We start from the raw sequence: 24595 nt of genomic DNA, 5'->3' as shown, positions 1-24595 counted from the left end.
GAATGGCCGCTGCGATCGCGCTGCCTGAAACCCTGGACCTGAAGGCCGCGGCCCCTCTCAAGGCCGCCTTCCTGGAACGCCGCGGCGCGGCGATCACGGTCGAAGCCGATCAGGTCCGTCGCCTCGGCGGTCTGTGCCTGCAGGTTCTGCTGGCCGCCCGCAAGGCGTGGGACCAGGACGGCCAAGTCTTTTCCATCAAGGGGCCTTCCGAGGCCTTTGTCGAAACCACCCGTCTTTTCGGCGCCGAAAGGGCGCTCCTCTCGGCGGAATTCCAAGGAGCTGAATCGTGACGCGTACGGTTCTCACGGTCGATGATTCCCGCACCATGAGGGACATGCTGCGCATGGCTCTGGTCGGCGCCGGTTTCAACGTGGTCGAGGCTGTCGACGGCGAGCATGGCCTGGAGGTTCTCTCCGCCCATCGCCCCGACATCATCATCACCGACATCAACATGCCCAAGCTGGACGGCTTCGGCTTCATCGAGGCGGTGCGGGTCGACGACGACTATCGCGCCATCCCGATCCTGGTGCTGACCACGGAAAGCGACCCGGCCAAGAAGCAGCGGGCTCGCGAAGCCGGCGCGACGGGCTGGATCGTCAAGCCGTTCAACCCGGAAAAGCTGGTCGACGCGATCCGTCGCGTCGCCGCCTAAACCGGCAAGACGACAGTACCGAGTTTCACTGAGTACCCGTTGCTAGACGCGAATTAGGACGTACGGGATATGGACGAGCTAGAGGCCATCAAGGTCACCTTCTTCCAGGAATGCGAGGAGCTCCTCGCCGACCTCGAGGGCGGTCTCCTGGCTATGCAGGAAGGGGCCGGCGACCTCGAAACGGTCAACGCCGTGTTCCGCGCCGTCCACTCGATCAAGGGTGGCGCGGGCGCTTTCGGCCTCGAGCCGCTGGTGCGTTTCGCCCACGTGTTCGAGACCCTGCTGGACGCCGTGCGGTCGGGCTCCGTGCCCAACACGGTCGAGCTGGCCGCCGTCCTGCTGCGCGCTTCCGACATCCTGGCCGACCACGTCAGCGCCGCGCGCGGCCTGGGCGATGTCGACATGGGGGCTTCGGCCGCCATGGCCGCCGAGCTGGAAACCTGGACCGATCCGAACGCGGCCCCCGTGGCGGCTTTGGCTCACGCCCCCGTGGTCGAAGAGGCCGCTCCGGCCGCCGTTAGCGTTACCGCCGCGGCTGACGACGACGCGATGGATGACGACGACCTCGGCTTCGTCTTCGTGCCCCAGACCATCACGGTCGAGGCGCAGGCCGCCGATTCCGAGCCCAGCAATGTCTGGACGGTGTCGATCCGTCCGAAGTCGGACCTGTATCGCAAGGCCAACGAGACGGCGCTGCTGCTGCGCGAGCTGAATCGCCTGGGTCCGATCAAGGCGACCCTGGACGACAGCGCCCTGCCGGCCCTGGAAGACCTGGATCCGGAAGCCGCGTTCGTCACCTGGAGCGTGCGCCTGGAGACCGAGGAAGACGAAAGCGCGATCCGCGAAGTCTTCGAGTTCGTCGACGGCGACTGCGACCTGGAAATCACCCGTGGCGAAGGCGGCGTCCAAGACGCCATGGCCGCGCTGCTGACGGTCGCTGAAGCCCCGGCTGTCGTCGAAGCCGTCGAGCTCGCTCCGGCTCCGGCTCCCGAGCCCATCGAAATCATTGCCCCGGCGCCCGTCGCCGAGGTTGCCGAGCCCGTCGCCCCGGCCCCCGCGCCGGTCATCGAGGCCGCCAAGCCCGCCGCTGCCGCGCCGGCCGCCGCCACGCCCAAGGCCACCCCGGTCGAAGTCCCGGGTCCCGGCCAATCGGTCATCCGCGTCGACCCGGAACGCATCGATCGCCTGATCGACCTGGTCGGCGAGCTGGTCATCAACCAGGCCATGCTGGCGCAGCGCGTCGGCGAATATGGCATCGCCCCGTCCTCGAACCTGGCCATGGGTCTGGATGAGCTGGAACAGCTCACCCGCGAGATCCAGGACAGCGTCATGGCCATCCGCGCCCAGCCGGTGAAGTCGGTGTTCCAGCGCATGCCGCGCCTGGTCCGCGAAGTCGCCAACATGACGAGCAAGCAGGCTCGCCTGGTGATGGAAGGCGAGAACACCGAGGTCGACAAGACGGTCATCGAGCGTCTGTCCGACCCGATCACCCACATGCTGCGCAACGCCATCGACCACGGGCTGGAAAGCCCCGAGGAACGCAAGGCGGCCGGCAAGAATCCCGAAGGCGTCGTACGCTTGGCCGCCCTGCACCGCAGCGGCCGGATCGTCATCGAGGTCTCGGACGACGGCAAGGGCATCAACCGCGAGCGCGTCTTCGGCATCGCGGTCAAGAAGGGGCTGATCGCCCCCGACCTGACCCTGACCGACGAAGAGATCGACAACCTGATCTTCCTGCCGGGCTTCTCGACCGCCGAGAAGATCTCGGACGTGTCGGGCCGTGGCGTCGGCATGGACGTGGTCAAGCGCTCGGTTCAGGCTCTGGGCGGCCGCATCTCGATCACCTCGCGTCCCGGTCTGGGCTCGACCTTCACGCTCAGCCTGCCGCTGACCCTGGCCGTCCTGGACGGCATGGTGGTCGACGTCGCCGGCGAGACCCTGGTCGTGCCGCTGGCCGCCATCGTCGAGAGCCTGCGTCCGAAGCCCGAAGAAGTTCGCCCGCTGGGCCCCGTCGGCTCGGTGCTGGCCGTCCGCGACAGCTTCGTGCCGCTGATCGACGTCGGCCAGGCCCTGGGCTACCGCGACCACTCGCCCGCCCCGACCGACGGCGTCGTGCTGCTGGTCGAAGGCGAAGACGGCTCGCGCGCCGCCCTGGTGGCCGACGCCATCCATGGTCAGCGCCAGGTCGTCATCAAGTCGCTGGAACAGAACTACCAGCAGGTCGAGGGCGTCGCCGCCGCGACCATCCTGGGCGACGGCCGCGTCGCGCTGATCCTCGACGTCGACGCCACCATCGCGATGCGCCGCCGGGAAGGCGGTACGCCGCGTCCCACCGAACCCACCCTCATCGCCGCGGAGTAAGTCATGACCGACCTTGCCACCGCCTCCGGCGCTGACCGCCGGGAACTGATTTCCTTCCGTGTCGGCGACCAGGAATACTGCGTCGACATCATGGCGGTTCGCGAGATCCGCGGCTGGAGCCCGGCCACCGTGCTCCCGCAATCGCCCGGCTTCATGCGCGGCGTCATCAACCTGCGCGGCGCGGTCCTGCCGATCATGGACCTGGCCTGCCGCCTGGGCATGCCGGTGATCGAGCCGACCGTTCGCAGCGTCTTCATCGTGGTCAAGGCGGGCGACCGCACCGTCGGCCTGCTGGTCGACGCGGTCTCGGACATCCTGTCGATCAATGACGACATGGTGCAGCCGACGCCGGACATGGCCTGCGACACCGTCCGCAACTTCGTGCGCGGCATCATCTCGATCGAAGGCCGCATGATCAGCGAGATCTCGCTGGACCGCATCCTTCCCGAACGCGAGGCTCTGGCCGCCTGATGAGCACTGCTTCCGCCTCTACCCGTGAAGCCCTCGTCGATGGCGAGTTCGCGTTCACGACCGCCGACTTCAAGCGCATCGCCGCGCTGCTGTACGACCTGGCCGGCATCAGCCTGCCCGACAGCAAGGCGACGCTGGTCTATTCGCGCCTGGCCAAGCGCCTGCGCACCCTGGGTCTGCGCACCTTCACCGACTACTGCGCCTTCGTCTCCAGCGACAAGGGCGGCGACGAGAGCCAGGAGATGCTCCGGGCTCTGACCACCAACGTCACGCGCTTCTTCCGCGAGCCGCACCACTTCGACGACCTGCGCGCCAACATCCTGGAGCCGGTCGCCGACAAGGTTCGCGCCGGGGGCCGCCTGCGCCTGTGGTCGGCCGCCAGCTCGTCGGGCCAGGAGCCCTATTCGATGGCCTTCACGGTGCTGTCGGTTTGGCCGAACGCCGCGGATCTGGACATCCGGATCCTGGGCACGGACATCGACACCAACGTGCTCGCGACCGGTCGTGAGGCCGTCTACGACGAGAGCCTGCTGGAAGGCATCCCCGCCAATGTGCGCGGTCAGTACTTCGAACGTGACGCCGACCGCCGCAGCTGGCGCGTCAGCGAGGCTGCTCGCAGCCTGGTCGCGTTCCGGGAACTAAATCTCAACGGTCCGTCCTGGCCTATGAAGGGCCCGTTCGACGCAATCTTCTGCCGGAATGTCGTGATCTATTTCGATGAACCCACCCAGGAACGTGTTTGGAGCCGGTTCGCCCCGCTCATCGCGCCCGGCGGCCGTCTGTATGTCGGTCACTCCGAGCGCGTCGGGGCCTCGGTCACCGCGTTCGAGAGCTGCGGCCTGACCGCCTATCGAAAGGTGGGTCGCTGATGCCTAAGATTCGCGTTCTGGTCGTCGACGACTCCGCCACCATGCGGAGCCTGATCACGGCGGCCCTCAACCGTGACCCGGACATCGAGGTGGTCGGCGGCGCCGGCGACCCGTTCGAGGCGCGGGGCATGATCAAGGCCCTGAACCCCGACGTCGTCACGCTCGACATCGAGATGCCGAACATGAACGGCATCGAGTTCCTCGAGAAGATCATGCGCCTGCGGCCGATGCCGGTGGTCATGGTCTCGACCCTGACCCAGGCCGGCGCCGAAATGACGCTGCGAGCCCTGGAACTGGGCGCGGTGGATTGCGTGGGCAAGCCCGCCGACGCCACCGGCACCCAGGAAGCCCTGGCCGAGATCGTCGCCAAGGTGAAGATCGCGGCGCGCGCCTCGGTCCGCACCAACGCCGGCGCCGCGCCGGCGTCCGCGCCGACGCGCCGCAAGGACTTCATGCCCTCGGGCGACATCGTGGCGATCGGGTCGTCGACCGGCGGGGTGGAAGCCCTGCTGTCGATCCTAACCCTGTTCCCCGAGACCTGCCCGCCGACGGTCATCACCCAGCACATGCCGGCCACCTTCACCGCCAGCTTCGCCGCGCGCCTGGATCGCGCCAGCGGGGCCAAGGTGCAGGAAGCCACGGACGGCGCCCTGCTGGAGCCCGGCAAGGTCTATGTCGCGCCCGGCGGCGCCACGCACCTGGAGGTCGTCCGCTCGGCCGGCCTGCGTTGCCGCCTGGTCCAGGGCGACCCGGTCAGCGGCCACCGCCCGTCGGTGGACGTGCTGTTCAACTCGGTGGCCGCCGCTGTCGGCGACAAGGCGGTCGGGGCCATCCTGACCGGCATGGGCCGCGACGGCGCTCAAGGCCTTCTGGCCATGCGCAAGGCCGGCGCCAAGACGCTGGGCCAGGACGAAGCCTCGTGCGTCGTCTACGGCATGCCGCGCTCTGCTTTCGAACTTGGCGCTGTGGAGAAGCAGGTTTCCCTGTCCCACATGGGCCAATCCATTCTCGATCTGGCCTCCGCGAGGCGATGAACCATGCCGCAAGCTAGCTCCATCTCCGTACTCGTGGTCGACGACCAGCTCACCATGCGGGCTCTGATCCGCAATGCGTTGCAGCAGATCGGCTTCAAGGACATCCGTGAGGCGCCCGATGGCGAGGAGGCTCTCAAGAACCTCCTGGCCAAGCCGGCCAACCTCGTCATCTCGGACTTCAACATGCCGAAGATGGATGGCCTGGCCCTGCTGCGCGCGGTGCGCTCGCACCCGCCGATCCGCCAAACGGCCTTCGTCATGCTGACGGGCCGCGCCGACCGTGAACTGGTCCAGCGCGCCGTGCAGTTCGGCGTCAACAACTACTGCGTCAAGCCGTTCACGGTGCAGGGGTTGCGAGAGAAGATCGAACAGGTCTTCGGAGCATTGACCTGATGCAGTTCGCACATAACGACGACCCGGAACGGGCGATCAAGGTTCACGTGACCCAAGGCGAAAGCCATGTGACGACCGACCCGCAGGTCGTCATGACCACCGTGCTGGGCTCGTGCATCGCCGCCTGCATCCGCGACCCGCAAGCCGGCGTCGGCGGCATGAACCACTTCCTGCTGCCGGAAGGCGACGGACGCGGGGGCGGCGACGCCGTCCGCTACGGCGCCTACGCCATGGAACTGCTGATCAACGACCTGCTGAAGCGCGGCGCGCGCCGCGAGCGGCTGGAAGCCAAGATCTTCGGCGGCGCCAAGCTGTTCGACGGCCTGTCGGACGTCGGCGCCAGCAACTCCGCGTTTGCGGAACGCTTCCTGCGCGACGAAGGCATCCCGATCGTCTCGTCCAGCACCGGCGGGGTCTCGGCCCGTCGCGTCGAGTTCTGGCCGACCTCTGGCCGCGTCCGCCAGCGCCTGGTGGCCGTCGACAACGCTCCGCAGGACGTCCGTCGTCCCGCGCCCGCCCCGATGCCTGCCGCTTCCAGCGGCGATGTGGATCTGTTCTAGCGCCCATGAGCTCATCGCCGCTGCCGTTGACGCCGATCGCCCCGACCGAGGATCACCTCCCGGTCCAGGAGTTGTCGCGTCGTCTGGCGGCGGAGCTGGCCTCGGCCGCCGCCATCTGCCGCGACTGCGAGCACCTGGTCGGCGACCTGGCCAAGGAAGGCGGGGCCACGGTCGAGAACCTCGCGCGCCTGCAGGCCCTGGACGAGCTGAGCCAGCGACTGCACGGCCTGTCCGAGGTGCTCGAGCGCGTCGGCCTGCACGCCTCCGGTGAATGGGCGATGTCGATCGCGCCGGTCCTGAACGGCCTGGGCCTGTCCGACATGGCCATGCGTCTGCGCGCCGAGGAACTGGGCGAACGCGCCGAGGCCGGCGAGCTGGACTTCTTCTAGCGGCCGATGCCGGAAGCGCTCCTCCCCTCGGCACGGATCAATCTCGAACGAGCCACGGTGCTCGTACTGGACGACAACGGCGCCTCGCTGGACATTTTGTCGCAGGTCGTCTCGGGCTTCGGCGTCAAGCAACTGTATCGCGCCGAGACCGTCGCCGACGCCCAGGCCTTGATCCGCACCAAGACCTTCGACCTGATCATCAGCGACGTGCAGATGCCCGTCACCGATGGCATCGAATTCATCGAGTGGCTGCGTCGCGAGGGCGGCGAGACCAATCGTTATATCCCGGTGATCCTGGTCACCGGTCACACCCGCACCTCGCAGATCTTCAAGCTGCGCGACGCGGGCTCCAACTACGTCGTGGCCAAGCCGATCACGCCCAAGGTGCTGCTGGAGCGCATCTTCTGGGTGGCGCGCGAGGAGCGACAATTTATCGAATGTGATAGTTTCATTGGGCCAGACAGGCGATTCAAGCACGAGGGACCCCCGCCGGGGACGGACGGACGGCGGAAGGATGACCTCCCGGCAGAGGTGGGCGATGCGCAGACGCCCAACATGTCGGACGACGAAATCGCCAACCTGATGCGCCCAGCCAAGGTGCAGATATGACCGTCCGCAAGTTCCGTCCCCCCAACCGCCTCGCCTCCCTGATCAAGGACAAGGGCGGCATCCTGGCCAAGGACGCCGTCGCCGCCGCCGAGGCCGGGGTCGAGACCCTGCGCGAGTCGTCGATGGCCGCGCTGGACGAGGCCCTGGGCGAGATCGAGCGCCGTTTCGGCAAGGCCGCGCCCGATCGCGCGAGCGAGAACGCCGAGGTGCTGTACCTGCTGGCCTCGCGCGTCATCGACGTCAGCCTGTTCGTCGCGGACGCCGGGATCGACAAGGCGGCGATGTCGCTGTGCGGCCTGGCTGATAGCTGCGCCTCCGCCGGCGCCTGGCGCTGGGACGCCGTGGACGTGCACCTCAACGCCATGAAGCTGCTGCGGGCCCACGGCGCCGAGCTGCCGGTCGAGCATCGCGACGCCATGCTGCAGGGCCTGTACCAGGTCAGCCACTACAAGCCGGAAGAGGGCTGAAGCCCTCACCGGCGGCCGTGTGACAGAACGCCGCTATGTGTCGAAACCGCAACGGAGTTACAAACTCCGCAGGTTGTGACCGCTTTGTGGCCTTGTCGGCCGCATCGGGCTTTGTTAGCAGTCTGATACCGGTGTCAAAAACCATAGTTCGGTTCTGACACCGGTGGCAAAAATGAAGATCAAATAAGGCTGGACGCCGGTCTCGTGGGAAGGACGCGAGGCCGGAAAGAAGGCCGAAGGCGGCGGTGACGTCGCCTCGCACCGACCAAATGGTCGACACGGGAGGAGGTTCTATGTCCAAGAAGTTCACGGGACGCGTGCGCGTCCTGCACTACGGCGTGTCCGTTGGCGCGCTGGCCCTGGCGATGTACGCCGGCGCCGCAGCCGCTCAAACCGCACCAGCCCCAGCCGCCGCAAGCGAAGAAGTCGAAGCCGTCGTCGTTACGGGCTTCCGCGCCTCGCTGGCCAACGCCCTGGACGTGAAGCGTCGTGAAAACGACCTCGTCGACGTCATCAAAGCCCAGGACATCGCCGATTTCCCCGACCTGAACCTGGCGGAATCGCTGCAGCGCGTGCCGGGCGTGTCGATCGACCGTGACGGCGGCGAAGGCCGCACCATCACCGTCCGCGGTCTGAACGCCGACTTCACCGTCGTGCGCCTGAACGGCCTGGAAGCCCTGGCCACCACCGGCGGCAAGGACGGTTCGGGCGGCGCCAACCGCAGCCGTCAGTTCGACTTCTCGATCTTCGCCTCGGAGCTGTTCAACAGCGTCACCGTGCGCAAGTCGACCTCGGCCAGCAACGAAGAAGGCTCGCTGGGCGCGATCGTCGACCTGCAGGCCTCGCGCCCGTTCGACTTCAGCAAGTTCACGATGAGCGCGTCGGGCAAGATCGGCTGGAACGATCTCTCGCGAAAGAGCGACCCGCGCTACACCTTCCTGATCAGCGACCGCTGGGACACCGGGATCGGTGAATTCGGCGCGCTGCTGTCGGTCGCCTACGCCACCCGCGCCCAGCGCGAAGAGGGCTCCTCGACCGGCCGTTGGGAAAACCCGTCGGTCGCCAACAATTCGTCGACGGCCTTCCCGTGCTTCGGCGCGGCCTACAATCCGCAGACCGCAGGCTATACGCCCGGCGGCACGACCTTCTCGAACTCGGCGGCCTGCGCCGACAGCAGCATCGGCTACGGCTATGACCCGGTCACCGGCGCCCGCGTGCCGGTCACCGGCACGACGCCTGCCAAAGCCGGCGCCGCCAACGCCCTTTGGCACCCGCGGATCCCGCGCTACGGCCGCCTGGACTACGACCAGAAGCGCCTGGGCGTGACCGGTTCGCTGCAATGGCGTCCGAACGACCGCTCGACCCTGACCCTCGACGGGATGCTGGCCAAGTTCACCAACAACCGCGACGAGACCTATCTGGAAATCATCTCGTTCAGCCGCAGCGGCGCGGGCTTGCCCCAGACGGACGTCGTGAACTTCACGGCCGACAGCAAGGGCACCCTGATCAAGGGCACGTTCGACGACGTCGACGCCCGGGTCGAATATCGCCACGACGACCTGAAGACCGAGTTCAACCAGCTGGTCCTGACCTACGACACCAAGTTCGGCGAAGCCGGCAATCTGAAGGTGACGTACGGCCAGTCGCGCTCGATCCAGGACAACCCGGTCCAGACGACCTTCTCGTTCGATCGCTACGACAGCGACGGCTACAGCTACGACTATTCGCAGAACGACAAGCTGCCGAACTTCAACTACGGCTTCGATCCGACCAATCCCGCCAACTACCAGTACAGCGCCAGCAACGCCCTGGGCGACGCCTCGCTGCTGCGCCTGCGTCCCAGCAAGGCGGTCAACACCTTCAAGACCATCCGGGCCGACATCGACTACCAGATCCTGGACGGCTTCAAGCTGCGCTACGGCGGCGCCTACAAGGAGTACGGCTTCAGCTCGTGGGAAAAGCGCCTCAACTCGCGCGTCCTGGCGGGCAACACGGCCACCACCTTCACCAACGAAGCCGCCTTCGGCCTGCCCGCGGGCGTGTCGGTCGCCGACGTCTCGCGCGTGATCTCGGGCTTTGGCCGTGGTCTGGACCTGCCGTCGGGCGTGCCGACCTCGTGGCTGGCGCCGGACCTCGAGAAGCTGAAGCAAAAGCTCGGTTACGACTGTGACTGCGTCAACGCCAACGGCGACTTCCGCCTGAGCGTCCTGAACCAGCTGGGCGCGGTGCGCAGCATCAGCGAGAAGGACACTGCCCTCTATCTGCAAGGCGACTTCGACTACGACATCTTCAACATCCCGGTGCGCGGCAATATCGGCGTGCGGTATGTGAAGACCGAGCAGGCCGCCACGGGCCACTACAGCACGGGTAACACCCCGCTGACGGTGACGACCCTGGGCGGGACCTTTTCGCAGCGCACCCCGATCGACGCCGTTCAGTCCACTTCGCGCCAGTACCACAACACGCTGCCGTCGCTGAACGTCTCGGCCCAGCCGTTCGAAAACTTCTACGTCCGCTTCGCCGCCGCCAAGACGATGACGCGTCCGCAGCTGCAGAACCTGACGCCGGGCTATACGGCGATCAACCAGCAGGCCCAGACGATCACGCGGGGCAATCCGGACCTGAACCCGATGCTGTCCAACAATCTGGACCTCGGCTTCGAGTGGTATCCGGACAAGGAAACCCTGTTCTCGATCGGGCTCTTCCAGAAGGACATCAAGTCCTACATCCAGACCTCGGCGATCAACATGCCGTGGACCGAGACCGGCCTGCCGGACAACCTGCTGTCGAACGGCAACACCGCCAGCACGGAATTCACGGTCACGACCCAGATCAACAGCCCCGGCGGCAAGCTGAAGGGCTATGAGATCTCGCTGCAGCGTCCGTTCACGTTCCTACCGGCGCCGTTCGACGGTTTCGGCGGCATCGTGAACTACACGCACGTCAAGAGCGACATCGACTACGTGATCCGCAACCCGGTCTACAACGCGGCCAAGGTCATGACCTCGCCCGCGCTGCTGATCACCCAGCCGCTGCTGAACCTGTCGCCCGAGGCCTACAACGCGACGCTTTATTACGAAAAGGGTCCGTTCAAGGCCCGCGTCTCGGCCTCGTATCGCGACCCGTACCTGATCCAGGTGGCCCCGTCGGCCACCAACAACAACGATGTTCGGATCAAGGAAAAGACCATGAACATCGATACCCAGGTCAGCTACAACATCGGCAACTTCACCATCACCCTGGAAGGCATCAACCTGACCGACCAGGAAGACAGCAAGGTCGACGACTCGACCCGCATGATCTCGGAAGAGTACGTGCACTACGGTCGTCAGTTCTATCTGGGCTTCAAGTGGAAGTACTAAGCTTCCATCGGGCTTAGCCTGAAACGAGAAGGGCGCTGACCGCGAGGTCAGCGCCCTTTTTCGTTCAAGACCCTCTCCCAAAGGGGGAGGTGGCCGAAGGCCGGAGGGGGAAGTGCTTGATGCCTTGCCTCTTCCCCCTCCGTCGTCTCTTCGAGCCGACACCTCCCCCGCTAGGGGGAGGGGCTTCCATCGATCCAGGTTCGTCGGACCGACAGATCGTCGTCCAGCAGGCAGAAGTCCGCCGCATAGCCCGGCGCGATCCGGCCGCGCTCGCCTTCCAGGCCCAGGAACGCGGCGGGGGCGGCCGAGGCCATCATCACCGCGTCTTCCAGGCGCACGTCCAGCATCTGGACCGTGTTGCGGACCGCGCCGGCCATGTCGAGATCCGAGCCGGCCAGGGTGCCGTCGTCGCCGACGCAGACGCCGTCGCGGACCACGATCTGGCGGCCCTGCAGGGTGAAGCGCTTGTCGGCCATGCCCACCGTCGGCATGGCGTCGGTCACCAGCATGAAGCGGTCCAACGGCCGGGTGCGCAGGGCCAGCTTCAGGGTCACCGGATCGACGTGGCGGCCATCGACGATCAGGCCGCACCAGGCGGTCAGGCTCTCCAGCGCCGCGCCGACCGCGCCGGGCTCGCGGCTGGTCAGGGGCGACATGGCGTTGAACAGGTGTGTGAAGCCGGTCAGGCCGTGGTCCAGCGCCTGGCGCATCGTGCCGTAGAGGGCGTTGGTGTGGCCGGCGGCGACATGCACCCCAGCGTCGGCCAAGCGCTGGATCATGTCCGGCGTGGTGCGCTCGGGGGCCAGGGTCACCAGGGTCTTGCCGACCTTCAGCGACGAGAGGAGCTCAAGCGCCTCCTCGTCGATGACCCGGAACTTGCCCTCGTCGTGGATGCCCTTGCGCTTGGGATTGAGGAACGGGCCCTCGATGTGCACGCCCAGCACGCCGGGCACGCCCTGCTCGATGGCTGCTTCCGTGGCGCGCATCGCCTGGTCGACGACCGAGAGGTCGTCGCTGATCAGGGTCGGCAGGAAGCCCGTCGTGCCATAGGCGCGGTGGGCCGCGCCGATCGCGGCGATGGCCTCGGGCGTGGGCGAGTCGTTGAAGAGCACGCCGCCGCCGCCATTGACCTGGGTGTCGATATAGCCGGGGACCAGCAGGCCGCCGTCCAGGTCGGTGCGCTCGGCCGAAGCCGGAACCTCGGACGTGGCGACGACGCCGATGATCTTGCCGTCTTGGATCAGTACGGCCTTGCCGGTTTCGACACCGGTGGCCGTCAGGACGCGGCCATTGACGAGAGCAGCCAGCATCAGACGGTTTCGGTGACCTTGTTGAGGTGGGGCGGGCTGTCGGGATTGTAGCCGCGCGCGACCGACAGGGCGTTGGCCATGCGGTAGAAGCTCTGGATCATCAGGATCGGCTCCAGCACCGGATGGGCCGAAACCGTCGGCAGCACGCCGTCGCCCGTTTCACCCGGCGCGGCGATCAGCACCGTGGCGCCGCGTTCGCGCAGGCCCTTGGCCATGTCGTCGACGCTGGCGCGGCTCTCATCGTTCTGGGCGAAGACGAGGGCCGGGAAGCCGTCCTTCACCAGGGCCATGGGACCATGCAGCACCTCGGCGGCGCTGAAGGCCTCGGCGTGCAGGCCGCAGGTCTCCTTGAACTTCAGGGCCGCTTCCAGGGCCACGCCGAAACCGACCCCGCGCCCCAGGACATAGAGGTTGCGGGCCAGCTTCAGGCTCTCGACGGCCGGGTTCCAGTCCAGGGTCCAGGCTTCCGCCAGGGCCTTGGGCAGCGACGACAGGGCCGAGGTCAGCTCCTGGTCTTCCGTCCAGGCGGCGATCAGTTGGGTGATGGCGACCAGGGCGGCGATATAGGACTTGGTGGCGGCCACCGACAGCTCGGGACCAGCGTGCAGCGGGATGACCTCGTCGGCCAGCTCGGCGAGCGGCGAGTCGGTCACGTTGACCAGGGCCACGGCATAGGCGCCGGCGGCCTTGGCGGCTTTTACCGAGGCCAGCAGGTCGGGGCTCTTGCCCGACTGCGAGATGGCCAGCACCACCGCGCCTTCCAGGTTGGGCGAGGCGTCATAGACCGAGCTGACCGACAGGCCGGCCGACGAGGTCAGCACCCCGGCCTTGGTCTCGATCAGGTAGCGGGCGAAGGTGGCGGCGTGGTCGCTGCTGCCGCGGGCGATGGTGACGACCACGCGCGGCGGGTTGGCCCGCAGGCGCTGCGCCAGGGCCTCGATCTTGCGGGCGTTGGCGGTCAGCTGGGTCGCGGCGACCGAGGCGGCCTCGCCGGCCTCCAGGAACATGCGCGTCGATTCCGGCGACAACCGCTGTGCGGGGCTCTCAGGACGGGTCATGACAGTCGCCTCCAAGCTCAACTCCTAACTCAGGACAGAGAGTTCAATTCGGCGACGAAATCGTACGCATCGCCGCGATAATAGGATTGTGTGACTTCCACCGCCCGGCCGTCGCGCAGGAAGCCGCGGCGCTCGATCAGCAGGCCGGCGTCCTTGACGGGAACGCCCAGCAGGTCGGCCTGTTCAGCCTGGAACAGCACCGCGCGCAGCCGCTGCAGGGCGCGCACGGGCCGGTGGCCGGTGGCCTCGAGGGCCTCATAGAGCGACGTGCCCACGGCCTCGGTCGAGGGCAGGGCGAAGGCGGCGATGGTGGTGTATTCCACGGCCATCGGCGCGCCGTCGGCATAACGGATGCGGGCGAAGCGGAAGACCGACGTGCCGGGCGACAGGCCCAGGGTCAGCGACTCTTCCGGGTTCACCTGGCCTTCGCTGCGGCTGATCCATTCGCTGCGCGGCACGCGACCGCGCGAGATCATGTCCTCGGTGAAGGACGACAGCTTGGAGAAACTCTTTTCCACGCGCGCGGCGACGAACGTGCCCGCGCCCTGGCGGCGCGTCAGCAGGCCCTCACTGACCAGGCCGTCCAGCGCCTTGCGGACGGTGATGCGCGAGATGCTGAATTCCTCGGCCAGGTCCCGCTCGGCGGGCAGGGCGTCGTCGGGCGACAGCACCTTCTTCTGGATGGCCTCACGCAGCGCGCGCTGCAGTTGCTTGTAGAGCGGAGCATGGTCGCCGGCGGCGTCGAGCCGGCCGATCCGTTCAGCAAACGTCATTCACAGCCCTCCCTTCACCCCCAAGGCGCCGCCCAAGTCGGATGCGCGATCGGCGCGCATCCAGCAGCGCCTCGCGCCTGCTTCGATAGCATATGACCATTTTCATACCAATAAGAACGTGGTCTGCAATTGGTTTCTTTTTGGCCTTGTCAGATGCAAAAAATCCGTCACAGTCAGCGTCCGAGGCTTGAGAAGTACCAGGTTCCACGGGGTTTCCGGGGTTGATTGGTATCGAATTGGTCTTTGGGGTTTGGCTTGCGGTCCGAGCAGCCGAGCAAATGGGGAGAATTGAACGATGAAGTATTTCCACAAGGCCGTCCTGGCCGCCTCCGCTAGCGCCATGGCGGTTCTCGCCGCCGCGCCGGCCCTGGCCCAGGACAACAACGTCGAGGAAGTGGTCGTCACCGGCATCCGCGCCTCGCTTCTGCAATCCATCGAGTCCAAGCGCCGCGCCGACGCCATTGTCGACGTCGTCACCGCCGAAGATGTCGGCAAGTTCCCGAGCACCAACGTCGCTGAAGCCCTGACCATCGTCCCGGGCGTCACCGTCGACCGCGCCTTCGGCCAAGGTGAAAAGGTCAGCATCCTGGGCACCGACCCGGCGCTGAACCGCACCCTGCTGAACGGCCAGACCGTCGCGTCCGCCGACTGGTTCATTCTCGACTCGCCGGGCCGCACCTTCAACTACGCCCTGCTGGCCCCGCAGATCGTCGGCAAGGTCGAGGTGTTCAAGTCGCCCGAGCCGCGCATCGACGAAGGCAGCATCGGCGGTACGGTCATCGTCAACACCCGCAAGCCGCTGGACCTGAAGTCGGGTCTGATCGCCGGCGCGGTGAGCTATCTGTACAATGACCGCTCCAAGAAGGGCGACGCCCAGGGCTCGCTGCTGGTCAGCTGGAAGAACGAAGCCCAGACCTTCGGCGCCAGCTTCTCGGTGCAGCGCGCCGAAGACCAACTGCGTCGTGACGGCGTCGAAAGCTACGGCACCATCGCCGCCAACCAGTGGGCCGGCGGCAACCCGGACAACCCGGTGGACTCGCGGACCCGCGGCTGCACCGGTTCGTGCGCCACGACCCTGACGTCCAACCTGAACGCCCGCAGCCCGAACGCCTTCGGCGCCTCGTACTTCGAGCAAGGCCGCAAGCGCACCACCTACACCACGGCCCTGCAGTGGAAGCCGACCGACGCCCTGTCGTTCGAGTTCAACTGGCTGAAGATCGACGCCACCTACGACAACACCAACCAGTCGATGTACGCCTTCCAGGGCAACACCTGGAACAGCCTGGGCGCCCTGACCGACCTCACCGTCAAGGACGGCGTCGTGACCAAGGCCTCGTTCAAGAACGCCCTCAGCGTCCTGGACGTGCAGTACCGCGAAGCCGGCCTGACCTCCGACACCTACCACCTGAAGGGCGGGTACAAGGGCGACAGCTGGGACCTGAACGGCGAGATCGGCAAGTCGACCGCCGACGGCGGCACCAAGCGTCAGGTCTTCCTCGAGTTCCTGAACTGGGCCGACTACACCGTCGACCTGTCGGGCGCGCCGAAGACCCCGGGCAACCTGTCCTACACGACCAACGTGCTGGGCAACCCGGCCGCCTTCGCGACCGATCCGGGCTGGAGCGGCAACCTCGTTTCCAAGCCGACGACCGACGAAGAGAAGTACGCCCAGATCGACCTGGGCAAGGACTTCGACGGCGTGATCCAGCGCGTCCAGGTCGGCTACAAGCGTCGTGAGCACGAGACCGGCCAGCAATATGCCGGTATCGCCATCACCGGCGTCGCCGCCCCGGCCTCGCTGTTCAGCGCCACCCAGGTCCCCGGCAACTACCTGAAGGGCTTCGACGGCGTTAACAGTCAGATGCAGGATCGCTTCCGGATCAGCGGCCAGTCGATGGTCGACTACGTCCAGAGCGGCAAGTGGCTGGCGGCCGGCGCTTCGATGCCCAAGCCCTCGATCTTCGCCGCCGCCGAGTTCACGGCCGGCAACTGGAACATCGAAGAAAACATCGACGCCGCCTATGCCCAGGCCAATTTCAAGGCCGACAACATTCGCGGTAACTTCGGCGTCCGCTACGTGAAGACCTCGGTCAACAGCGCCGGCTACGTCTGCAAGCCCGGCGCGGCCTGCAACGCCGCCGCCGACTGGACCTGGCAGACGACCAAGAAGAGCTACGACAACGTCCTGCCCAGCGTGAACATCATCGTCGACGCGCGTGAGGACCTGGTGTTCCGCTTCGCGGCCGCCCAGGTAATCGCCCGCCCGAACTATGCCGACATGACCAACTACTTCTGGCTGTCGGACGGCATCCTGACCGGCGGCGGCGGCAACCCGAACCTGGATCCCTACAAGTCGAGCAACTTCAACGCCTCGGCCGAGTGGTACTTCCAGCCGCAAGCCATCCTGTCGGCCGAAGTCTTCTACAAGGATATCAACAACTACATCCTGACGCAGACCCAGCCGGAATCGTACTTCAACCAGTCGCAGAACCGGGTCACGACCTATCAGATCAGCCGTCCGTTCAATGCGGGTTCGGCCGAGGTGAAGGGTCTGGCGGTCGCCTACCAGCAGAACTTCGCCCACGGCTTCGGCCTGCTGGCCAACTACACCTACGCTGACGCTTCCGGTAAGGCCGGCGCGCCGCTGCCGTACAGCTCGAAGAACCAGATCAACATCAGCCCCTTCTATGAAATGGGTCCATTCTCGGCCCGGGCGACGTTCAACTGGCGCTCGAAGTACTTCACCGGCGTGGACCGCGGCGACAACATGTTCGTCCGCGCCCAGAAGAGCCTGGACGCCACGGTTGGTTACGCCGTGAACCAGAACATCACGCTGTCGGTCTCGGGCCAGAACCTGCTCGACACTGAGTACTACGCCTATGCCAACACCACGGCCCTCGCGCGCGGCGTCTACCGCACGGGCCGCAAGCTGCAGGCCACGCTGAACGTCAGCTTCTGATGTTCGGCGGCGGAGGTTCCGGGTCTTCCGGGGCCTCCAGCCGCAGCGCAATTGCTTCGCGCGGGGAGCTTGGTCAGGATCAGCCCATGACCGGCCCGGCTCCCCTCGCGATCGATCCCCTCCTGACTGCAAGCATGGAGCTGGGGCGGGACGGCTTGGCTGTCCCGCCCGCTTTTTGCCGGCTGTCTACTGACCTTAGTTTTGAGGCCGCGTGACATGACTTCGCTCCGCACTGTCGCCGTTTCGGCGATCGCCCTGGCAGCCGCTCTGGTCGCCACCGCCGCTAGCGCCGAGTCCGCAGGCCTCACCCTGACCCCCGCGCCAGCCAAGGCCGTCCGCGCCGAGGGGACCTTCCAGCTTTCCGCCACGACCCGGATCTCCGTCGCCAAGGGCGATGTCGAGGCCAAGGGCGTGGCCAACCAGCTGGCCGATCTGATCCAGCGCTCGCGCGGTTTCCGTCCCGTGGTGGTCGAAGGACCCGCCGCCGGCGCCATCGTCCTGACCCGCGAAGGGCCGGCCGGCGAGGCCTATAAGCTCGACATCGCCCCGAGCGGCGTGACCATCGCCGCCGCCAAGCGCGCGGGCCTGTTCTACGGCGCCATGTCGCTGTGGCAGCTGGCGACGCCGGACGCGACCAAGAGTGCGGTCGCCATCCCCGCTGCGTCGATCGAGGATGCCCCGCGTTTCGCCTGGCGCGGCCTGATGATCGACAGCGCCCGCCACTTCCAGTCGCTGGACACGCTGAAGGCGGTCATCGACACCATGGCGGCGCACAAGATGAACACCTTCCACTGGCACCTGGTCGACGACCAGGGCTGGCGGCTGGAGATCAAGAAGTATCCGAAGCTGACGCAGGTCGCCGGCTGGCGCCACGACCCCGGCGCGGCCGTGAAGGATCCCAAGTACGGCGGCTTCTACACCCAGGACCAGGCCCGCGAGCTGGTCGCCTACGCCGCCGCCCGCAACATCACCGTGGTGCCCGAGATCGAGACCCCGGGCCACGCCCTGGCGCCGATCGTGGCCTATCCCGCGCTGGGCACGGCCGCGCCGGACGCCAGCCACATGGGCGACTGGGGCGTTTTCCCGTGGCTCTACAACACCGACGACGCCACCTTCGCCTTCCTGGACGACGTGCTGACCGAGGTGATGGACATCTTCCCGTCGCCCTTCATTCACGTGGGCGGCGACGAGGCCACCAAGGAGCAGTGGCAGGCCAGCCCCAAGATCCAGGCCAAGATCAAGGAACTGGGTCTCAAGGACGAGCACGAGCTGCAGAGCTGGTTCATCCAGCGGGTCGGCAAGAGCCTGGACAAGCGCGGTCGCCGCCTGATCGGCTGGGACGAGATCCTCGAAGGGGGTCTGGCCCCCAACGCCACGGTCATGTCCTGGCGCGGCATCGACGGCGCCATCGCGGCCGCCAAGGCCGGCCACGACACCGTGCTGTCGCCGCATCCGACCCTCTATCTCGATCACCGCCAGAGCGGCTCGTGGGAAGAGCCGACCGGGCGGGGCAAGATCATCACCCTGAAGGACGTTTACGCCTTCGACCCGGCTCCGGCCCAGCTGACGCCGGACGAGCGCAAGCACATCTTGGGCGTCCAGGCCAATGTCTGGACCGAGCACATGCAGACCGACGTCCGCATGCAGCAGATGGCCTTCCCGCGCGCCATCGCCCTGGCCGAGCGCGGCTGGACGCATGAGGCGGAAATCAACTGGGACGACTTCGCCCGCCGCCTGCCCGCCGAGATGGCGCGGCTGAAGGTGCTGGGCGTCACCGCCAACACCATCCCGTTCGAGCCCAGCCCCAAGCTGTCGGCCGGCGAGGGCGGCAAGACCAAGCTCGACATCTCCGCGCCGCTGGGCGTGGGCGAGGTGCGCTACACCACCGATGGCAAGACCCCGACCACGGCCTCGACAGCCTATGCCGGCGCCCTGGAACTGGCGGCGGGCACGACGGTCAAGGCCCGCACCTTCGTGGACGGCCAGGCCCTCGGCCGCGAGCGTGTCTACAAGGTCGACCCGGCCAGCTTGCAGACCCGCGTCAGCGGCCAGCTGAAGCGCTGCACCAGCCAGGTGCCGCTGCTGATGATCGACGACGCGCCGGCCGCCTTCGACAAGCGGGCGATGTTCGATGTCGACATCTTCAACCCGTGCTGGATCTGGGAAGGCGCGGAGCTGCCCAAGGGCGCGCTGCTGACCGCCCGCATCGGCCAGATCCCGTTCAACTTCCAGGTCGGCAAGGACCGCGCGAAGATCCCGCTGCACGCGCCCGCCACGCCGGGCGGCGAGCTGGAAGTGCGCCTGGGCTGCACGGGCGAGCGCATCGCCGCCATCCCGCTGGGCGACTCCGCGAAAAATCCGGCCCTGTCGACGGTCAGCGGCCGCTTGCCGGCGCAGGCCGGTAAGGTCGATCTTTGCCTCAGCTTCACGAGCAAGACGCTCGATCCGTTCTGGGTCCTTGAGCGCGTGACCGTGAAGCCCGCAAACTAAGAAGAGTAGCGACCGTGTCCAATCTGGTTCTTTCCGCCCCGATGAAGGGCTGGCTCGCGGCGTTGGACGAGACGCCGGACGCGGTGTTCGCCGAGCGGATGCTGGGCGACGGCCTGGCGATCGACCCGCTGGACTCGACCCTGCACGCGCCGTGCGACGCGGTGGTCACCACCGTGCACCGCGCCCGCCACGCCGTGACCCTGCGGGCCGCCAACGGCGTCGAGATCCTGATGCATGTGGGCCTGGAGACCGTGGCCCTGAACGGCGAGGGCTTCACCGTCTTCGTCAAGGAAGGCCAGAGCGTGAAGGCCGGCGATAAGCTGCTGGGCTTTGACCTGGACCTGCTGGCCCAGCGCGCTCGCAGCCTGATCACCCCGGTGGTGATCACCAATCTGGACGCCTTCGAGATCGTGCGCCGCGACCAGGATCGGGCGATCTCGGTCGGCGACTTCCTGATGGAGCTGTCGCCGGTGGGCGGCGCCGTGGCCGCGAGCCAGGTGGCCGCAGGCGAGGTTGCCCGTGACGTGGTCGTGCCGCTGATGCACGGCATCCACGCCCGTCCGGCCGCGCGGATCGCCGAGACCGCCCGCAAGTTCGTGGCCGAGGTCGCGCTGGTGGCCGTCAACCGCCGGGCCAGCGCCAAGAGCCCCGTGGGCGTGATGTCCCTGGCCATCCGCCATGGCGATGCGATCCAGGTGGTGGCGTCCGGCATGGACGCCGAGGCGGCCATTCAGGCCATCGCCGAGCTGATCGAAGGCGGCATGGGCGAGGGGGCTCCGGTCGCTGCGAAAGCAGCGCCAGCCATTGTGACCCCCGAGCCGACCGGTCCCGCCGAACTCCCCCGCGACGGCGTGCTGAGGGGCGTGCTGGCCGCGCCGGGCCTGGCGATCGGCAAGGCCGTGCGCTTGGCTTCGAGCGACATCGTCGTGCGTGAAGCCGGCGAGGGCGTCGCCCACGAGGAAGTGGCGCTCGCCGCCGCCCTCGACAAGGTCCGCGCCAAGATCGAGGCCAATGCCGCCAAGGGCGACAAGGCCCGCAAGGCCATTCTGGGCGCCCACCTGGCCTTCCTGGAAGACCCCGAACTGTCGGCCGGCGCGCGCCGCCTGATCGGCGAGGGCAAGAGCGCGGGCTATGCCTGGCGCAAGGCGGTCGGCGGTTATGTCGACGCCCTGCGCGGCCTGGGCGACCGTCGCCTGGCCGAGCGCGTCGACGACCTGGTCGACCTGGAGCGCCAGGTGCTGAAGGCCCTGGCCGGCGAGGAAGACGACGCCACGGTCTTGCCGTCGGGTTCGATCCTGCTGGCCGACGAACTGCTGCCCTCGCAGCTGATGGGCGTGGATCCCGCCGCCGTCGCCGGCTTCGCCACCGCGCGCGGCGGCCCGACCTCGCACGTCGCCATCCTGGCCGCGGCCATGGGCATCCCGGCGCTCGTTGCGCTGGGCGGCGCGTTGTTGGGCGTCAAGGACGGCGCGGCCCTGATCCTGGACGCCGACAGCGGCACGCTGCGCGTGGCGCCGGACGCTCCCGCGCTGGAAGCGGCCCAGACCGCTCTGGCCCAACGCCAGGAGCGCCGCGCCGCCGCCAAGGCCGCCGCCCACGATCCGTGCGTGACCAAGGACGGCGTCCGTATCGAGGTCTTCGCCAATACCGGCTCGGTCAATGACGCCCTGGCGGCCGTGGCCAATGGCGCCGAGGGCTCTGGCCTGCTGCGCACCGAATTCCTGTTCCTGGACCGCGAGACCCCGCCGGACGAGGACGAACAGGCCCGCCAGTACCAAGCCATCGCCTCGGCCCTGGACGGCAAGCCGCTGATCATCCGTACCCTGGACGTCGGCGGCGACAAGGCCGCGCCGTACCTGCCGATCCCGGCCGAGGAGAACCCGGCCCTGGGCCTGCGCGGCGTGCGCGTGTCGCTGTGGCGGCCGCACCTGCTCAAGACCCAGCTGCGGGCCATCCTGCGCGTGAAGCCGCTGGGCCAGTGCAAGATCATGGTCCCGATGATTGCCAGCCTGGACGAGCTGCGCGCCGTCCGCGCCGTGCTGGACGAGGCCAAGCGCGAGATGGGCGTGGTCGAGCGCATCGAGCTGGGCGTGATGATCGAGACGCCCGCCGCCGCCGTCACCGCCGACCTGATCGCCGCCGAGGCCGACTTCCTGTCGATCGGCACCAACGACCTGACCCAGTATGTGCTGGCCATGGACCGGGGCAATCCTGAGCTGGCCGCCCGCATCGACGCCCTGCACCCGGCCGTGCTGCGGATGATCGACCAGACCTGTCGCGGGGCCGAGAAGCACCATCGCTGGGTCGGCGTCTGCGGCGGCCTGGCCTCCGACGTCGCCGCCACCGCCATCCTGCTGGGCCTTGGGGTCACCGAGCTCTCCACCACGGCGTCCATCGCGCCCGAGGTGAAGGCCAAGGTCCGCGCCCTGTCCCTGGACGCCTGTCGCGAGCTTGCGACTCAGGCGCTCAATCAGACTTCCCCCGAGGCCGTCCGCGCCTTGGTCAAGAGCTTCGGAGCCTGATCCCCCATGAAGTCTCGGATGAAGTCTCCGCTCGAGATCCTCCAGCCTCTGGGCCGGGCCCTGATGCTGCCGATCGCGGTGCTGCCGGTGGCCGGCCTGCTGCTGCGCCTGGGCCAGCCCGACCTGTTGAACATCGGCTTCATGGCCGCGGCCGGCGACGCCATCTTCTCGAACCTTGGCCTCCTCTTCGCCATCGGCGTCGCCGTCGGCCTGGCCAAGGAAAACAACGGCGCGGCCGGTCTGGCCGGCGTCGTCTGCTTCCTGATCGCCACCGAGGGCGCCAAGACCCTGCTGCATGTGCCGGCCGAGATCACCGCCGGCCTGGTCACGGCCCACGCCGACCTGGCGGGCGCGGCCTACAAGGCGAAAGCCCTGGCCAAGCTGAGCGCGCCGATCGGCATCATTTCAGGCGTGATCGGCGGGCTGTTCTACAACCGCTTCTCGACCTTCAAGCTGCCGGAATACCTGGCCTTCTTCAGCGGCCGGCGCTTCGTGCCGATGATCGCGGGCCTGGCGGGCCTGGTCATGGCCCTGCTGATCGGCGTCGGCTACGACGGCATCAACGGCGCGGTCGACACCGCCAGCCGGGCCATCGTCGGCTCGGGCGAGTTGGGCCTGCTGGTCTTCGGCTTCCTGAACCGGATCCTGATCGTCACCGGCCTGCACCACGTACTGAACAACATCGCCTGGTTCGTGGTCGGCGACTATCACGGCGCGACCGGCGACCTGCGCCGCTTCTTCGCCGACGACCCCAGCGCCGGGGCGTTCATGAGCGGCTTCTTCCCGGTCATGATGTTCGGTTTGCCGGCCGCGTGCCTGGCCATGTACCACACCGCCAAGCCCGAGAAGAAAAAGGCCGTCGGCGGCATGCTGTTCTCGCTGGCCCTGACCTCGTTCCTGACCGGCGTCACCGAGCCGATCGAGTTTTCCTTCATGTTCCTGGCCCCGGCCCTCTACGCCGTGCACGCGGTGCTGACGGGCGTGGCCATGGCGCTGATGAACGTCCTGAACATCAAGCTGGGCTTCACCTTCTCGGCGGGCCTGTTCGACTACGTGCTGAACTTCGGCAAGGCCACCAACCCGGTGCTGCTGATCCCGGTCGGCCTGGCCTATGGCGCGCTGTATTACGGCGTCTTCCGCTTCGTCATCCAGCGCTTCAACCTCAAGACCCCCGGCCGTGAAGACGAAGAGACCGTTGCCGCCGAGACCGTCTCGACCGGCAGCGGACGCGGCGCCGACTTCGTCCAGGCCCTGGGCGGCGCGGGCAACCTGACCAGCGTCGACGCCTGCACGACCCGCCTTCGCCTGATCGTCGCCGACCAGGGCGCGGTCAATGAGTCGGCGCTGAAGGCCCTGGGCGCGCGGGGGATCGTCAAACCGTCGGACAAGGCGTTGCAGGTCGTACTGGGCCCGATCGCCGACACCGTCGCCGGGGAGATCCGCGAGGCGATGGGGGCTCCGGCTCCCGCCAAACCCGTCACGACCGCCAAGGCCGCGCCGTCGGTGCTGCCCACCGTCGAGGACGACCAGAAGGCCCAGGTCCTGGCCGCCGCCCTGGGCGGAGCCGGCAACCTCAAAGTCGTCGGCACGTGCTCCAGCCGCCTGCGGGTGGTGGTGAACGACGCGGCCGCCATCGACGAAACCGCCCTGAACGCCGCCGGCGTCCGTGGCGTCGTCCGCGTCGGCGAGCGCGCGGTGCACGTGGTGCTGGGTCCCTCCGCCGAACGCGTCGGCGAAGCCATGCGCTGCCTGCTCTAGCCGGCCAGCAGATCCCGGATCTTGGCGTTCAGTTGCTCGGGCGCGAACGGCTTCATCAGGTAGCCGTTCGCGCCCGCCTGCATGGCCATGACGATCCGGTCCAGGCGGCCTTCGCCGGTCAGCATCAGGATCGGGATGTCGGCGCATGCGGCGATCGACCGCAAGGTTCTGACGAGCTCGATGCCGTCGGTAGTGGGCAGGCGGACGTCGAGCACGAACAGGGCTGGTGGGGCGCTCTGGACCTTGCCCAGCATGCGTTCCCCGGTCTCGAACAGCTCGACGGAATAGCCTTGCGGGGCCAGCGCGGTCTGGAGAAACGCCAGGATCAACGGGTCATCATCGACAACGAAGATCGTAGGCGCGACGGCGACTGACGGCATGGGGCATCCTGTCCAGGGCGCTCGAACGCAGCGCGACTCCAGCCTTGCCGCGCCACGGGGCGGGATCAAGAGGCCGCAGGTTGCATCGTGACTAACCCGCCCTTCATGCTTTTGCGCGACGGATAAGGCTTGAGCCCACGTTTGGGCGGGACAGAAAGTCCGTGATGGCCGTTGAAAA

Annotated in this window: 20 protein-coding genes; 16 read left to right on the top strand and 4 right to left on the bottom strand. The window is 67.5% G+C overall.

Going from position 1 to position 24595, the window contains the following annotated elements:
- Positions 1 to 2: 2 nt before the first annotated feature.
- The 12 genes from AC07NF_RS22305 (at position 3) to AC07NF_RS22250 (ending at position 11167) form a co-directional block, all read left to right on the top strand.
- Positions 3 to 290: an STAS domain-containing protein gene (locus AC07NF_RS22305; RefSeq protein ID WP_454718051.1), complete on the top strand. Its 288-nt coding sequence runs from the start codon at positions 3 to 5 to the stop codon at positions 288 to 290.
- The gene (locus AC07NF_RS22300) at positions 287 to 652 is read left to right on the top strand and encodes a response regulator (protein WP_099581620.1); all 366 of its coding nucleotides are present in this window, start codon (positions 287 to 289) and stop codon (positions 650 to 652) included. Before AC07NF_RS22305 ends, AC07NF_RS22300 begins: the two co-directional genes overlap by 4 nt.
- Positions 653 to 721: 69 nt before the next feature.
- Positions 722 to 3013, top strand: a complete 2292-nt coding sequence (locus AC07NF_RS22295) for a chemotaxis protein CheA (RefSeq protein ID WP_494627150.1) — start codon at positions 722 to 724, stop codon at positions 3011 to 3013.
- A gap of 3 nt (positions 3014 to 3016) precedes the next feature.
- Positions 3017 to 3484 (top strand): chemotaxis protein CheW, encoded by a 468-nt coding sequence (locus tag AC07NF_RS22290; RefSeq protein WP_454718049.1) that lies wholly within the window; start codon positions 3017 to 3019, stop codon positions 3482 to 3484.
- The gene (locus tag AC07NF_RS22285) at positions 3484 to 4353 is read left to right on the top strand and encodes a CheR family methyltransferase (RefSeq protein ID WP_492815549.1); all 870 of its coding nucleotides are present in this window, start codon (positions 3484 to 3486) and stop codon (positions 4351 to 4353) included. The genes AC07NF_RS22290 and AC07NF_RS22285 overlap by 1 nt, the downstream gene beginning before the upstream one ends.
- Positions 4353 to 5387, top strand: a complete 1035-nt coding sequence (locus AC07NF_RS22280) for a protein-glutamate methylesterase/protein-glutamine glutaminase (protein ID WP_454718047.1) — start codon at positions 4353 to 4355, stop codon at positions 5385 to 5387. The genes AC07NF_RS22285 and AC07NF_RS22280 overlap by 1 nt, the downstream gene beginning before the upstream one ends.
- 3 nt (positions 5388 to 5390) lie before the next feature.
- A complete protein-coding gene (locus AC07NF_RS22275; protein ID WP_454718046.1) occupies positions 5391 to 5780 on the top strand; it encodes a response regulator in 390 nt (129 codons plus the stop codon).
- Positions 5780 to 6340 carry a chemotaxis protein CheD gene (locus AC07NF_RS22270; protein WP_454718045.1) on the top strand — a complete coding sequence of 187 codons (561 nt, stop codon included), beginning with the start codon at positions 5780 to 5782 and terminating at the stop codon, positions 6338 to 6340. Before AC07NF_RS22275 ends, AC07NF_RS22270 begins: the two co-directional genes overlap by 1 nt.
- Positions 6341 to 6345: 5 nt before the next feature.
- Positions 6346 to 6729: a DUF8776 family protein gene (locus AC07NF_RS22265; RefSeq protein WP_454718044.1), complete on the top strand. Its 384-nt coding sequence runs from the start codon at positions 6346 to 6348 to the stop codon at positions 6727 to 6729.
- A gap of 6 nt (positions 6730 to 6735) precedes the next feature.
- A complete protein-coding gene (locus AC07NF_RS22260) occupies positions 6736 to 7338 on the top strand; it encodes a response regulator (protein ID WP_492815547.1) in 603 nt (200 codons plus the stop codon).
- Positions 7335 to 7805, top strand: a complete 471-nt coding sequence (locus AC07NF_RS22255; protein ID WP_492815546.1) for a chemotaxis protein CheE — start codon at positions 7335 to 7337, stop codon at positions 7803 to 7805. Before AC07NF_RS22260 ends, AC07NF_RS22255 begins: the two co-directional genes overlap by 4 nt.
- A 293-nt stretch (positions 7806 to 8098) precedes the next feature.
- The gene (locus AC07NF_RS22250) at positions 8099 to 11167 is read left to right on the top strand and encodes a TonB-dependent receptor (protein WP_494627155.1); all 3069 of its coding nucleotides are present in this window, start codon (positions 8099 to 8101) and stop codon (positions 11165 to 11167) included.
- A gap of 170 nt (positions 11168 to 11337) precedes the next feature.
- Here AC07NF_RS22250 and nagA read toward each other — a convergent pair whose 3' ends face one another.
- The 3 genes from nagA to AC07NF_RS22235 are packed head-to-tail and all read right to left on the bottom strand — an operon-like array spanning position 11338 to position 14308.
- The gene (gene nagA / locus AC07NF_RS22245; RefSeq protein ID WP_494627157.1) at positions 11338 to 12477 is read right to left on the bottom strand and encodes an N-acetylglucosamine-6-phosphate deacetylase; all 1140 of its coding nucleotides are present in this window, start codon (positions 12475 to 12477) and stop codon (positions 11338 to 11340) included.
- Entirely contained in the window at positions 12477 to 13550 is a 1074-nt protein-coding gene (locus AC07NF_RS22240; RefSeq protein WP_494627159.1) for an SIS domain-containing protein, read from the bottom strand. The genes nagA and AC07NF_RS22240 overlap by 1 nt, the downstream gene beginning before the upstream one ends.
- 14 nt (positions 13551 to 13564) lie before the next feature.
- On the bottom strand, positions 13565 to 14308 hold the full coding sequence (locus tag AC07NF_RS22235; RefSeq protein ID WP_291872081.1) for a GntR family transcriptional regulator: 744 nt from the start codon (positions 14306 to 14308) through the stop codon (positions 13565 to 13567).
- A 295-nt stretch (positions 14309 to 14603) separates the two neighbouring features.
- On the opposite strand from AC07NF_RS22235, the gene AC07NF_RS22230 reads away from it, so the two are divergent.
- The 4 genes from AC07NF_RS22230 (at position 14604) to nagE (ending at position 24037) form a co-directional block, all read left to right on the top strand.
- A complete protein-coding gene (locus AC07NF_RS22230) occupies positions 14604 to 17267 on the top strand; it encodes a TonB-dependent receptor (RefSeq protein ID WP_494627162.1) in 2664 nt (887 codons plus the stop codon).
- A gap of 216 nt (positions 17268 to 17483) precedes the next feature.
- Positions 17484 to 19757, top strand: coding sequence for a family 20 glycosylhydrolase (locus AC07NF_RS22225; protein ID WP_494627164.1), 2274 nt, complete (start codon positions 17484 to 17486; stop codon positions 19755 to 19757).
- A gap of 41 nt (positions 19758 to 19798) precedes the next feature.
- The gene (gene ptsP / locus AC07NF_RS22220; RefSeq protein WP_494627581.1) at positions 19799 to 22279 is read left to right on the top strand and encodes a phosphoenolpyruvate--protein phosphotransferase; all 2481 of its coding nucleotides are present in this window, start codon (positions 19799 to 19801) and stop codon (positions 22277 to 22279) included.
- Positions 22280 to 22297: 18 nt separating this feature from the next.
- The gene (gene nagE / locus AC07NF_RS22215; RefSeq protein WP_494627166.1) at positions 22298 to 24037 is read left to right on the top strand and encodes an N-acetylglucosamine-specific PTS transporter subunit IIBC; all 1740 of its coding nucleotides are present in this window, start codon (positions 22298 to 22300) and stop codon (positions 24035 to 24037) included.
- On the opposite strand, the gene AC07NF_RS22210 is transcribed toward nagE, so the two are convergent.
- A complete protein-coding gene (locus AC07NF_RS22210; RefSeq protein WP_454718034.1) occupies positions 24034 to 24417 on the bottom strand; it encodes a response regulator transcription factor in 384 nt (127 codons plus the stop codon). The genes nagE and AC07NF_RS22210 overlap by 4 nt on opposite strands.
- Positions 24418 to 24595: the final 178 nt, after the last annotated feature.

This window comes from Caulobacter sp. GW821-FHT10A06 (genome assembly GCF_059415805.1).
This window is presented reverse-complemented; position numbering and strand designations above follow the sequence as displayed.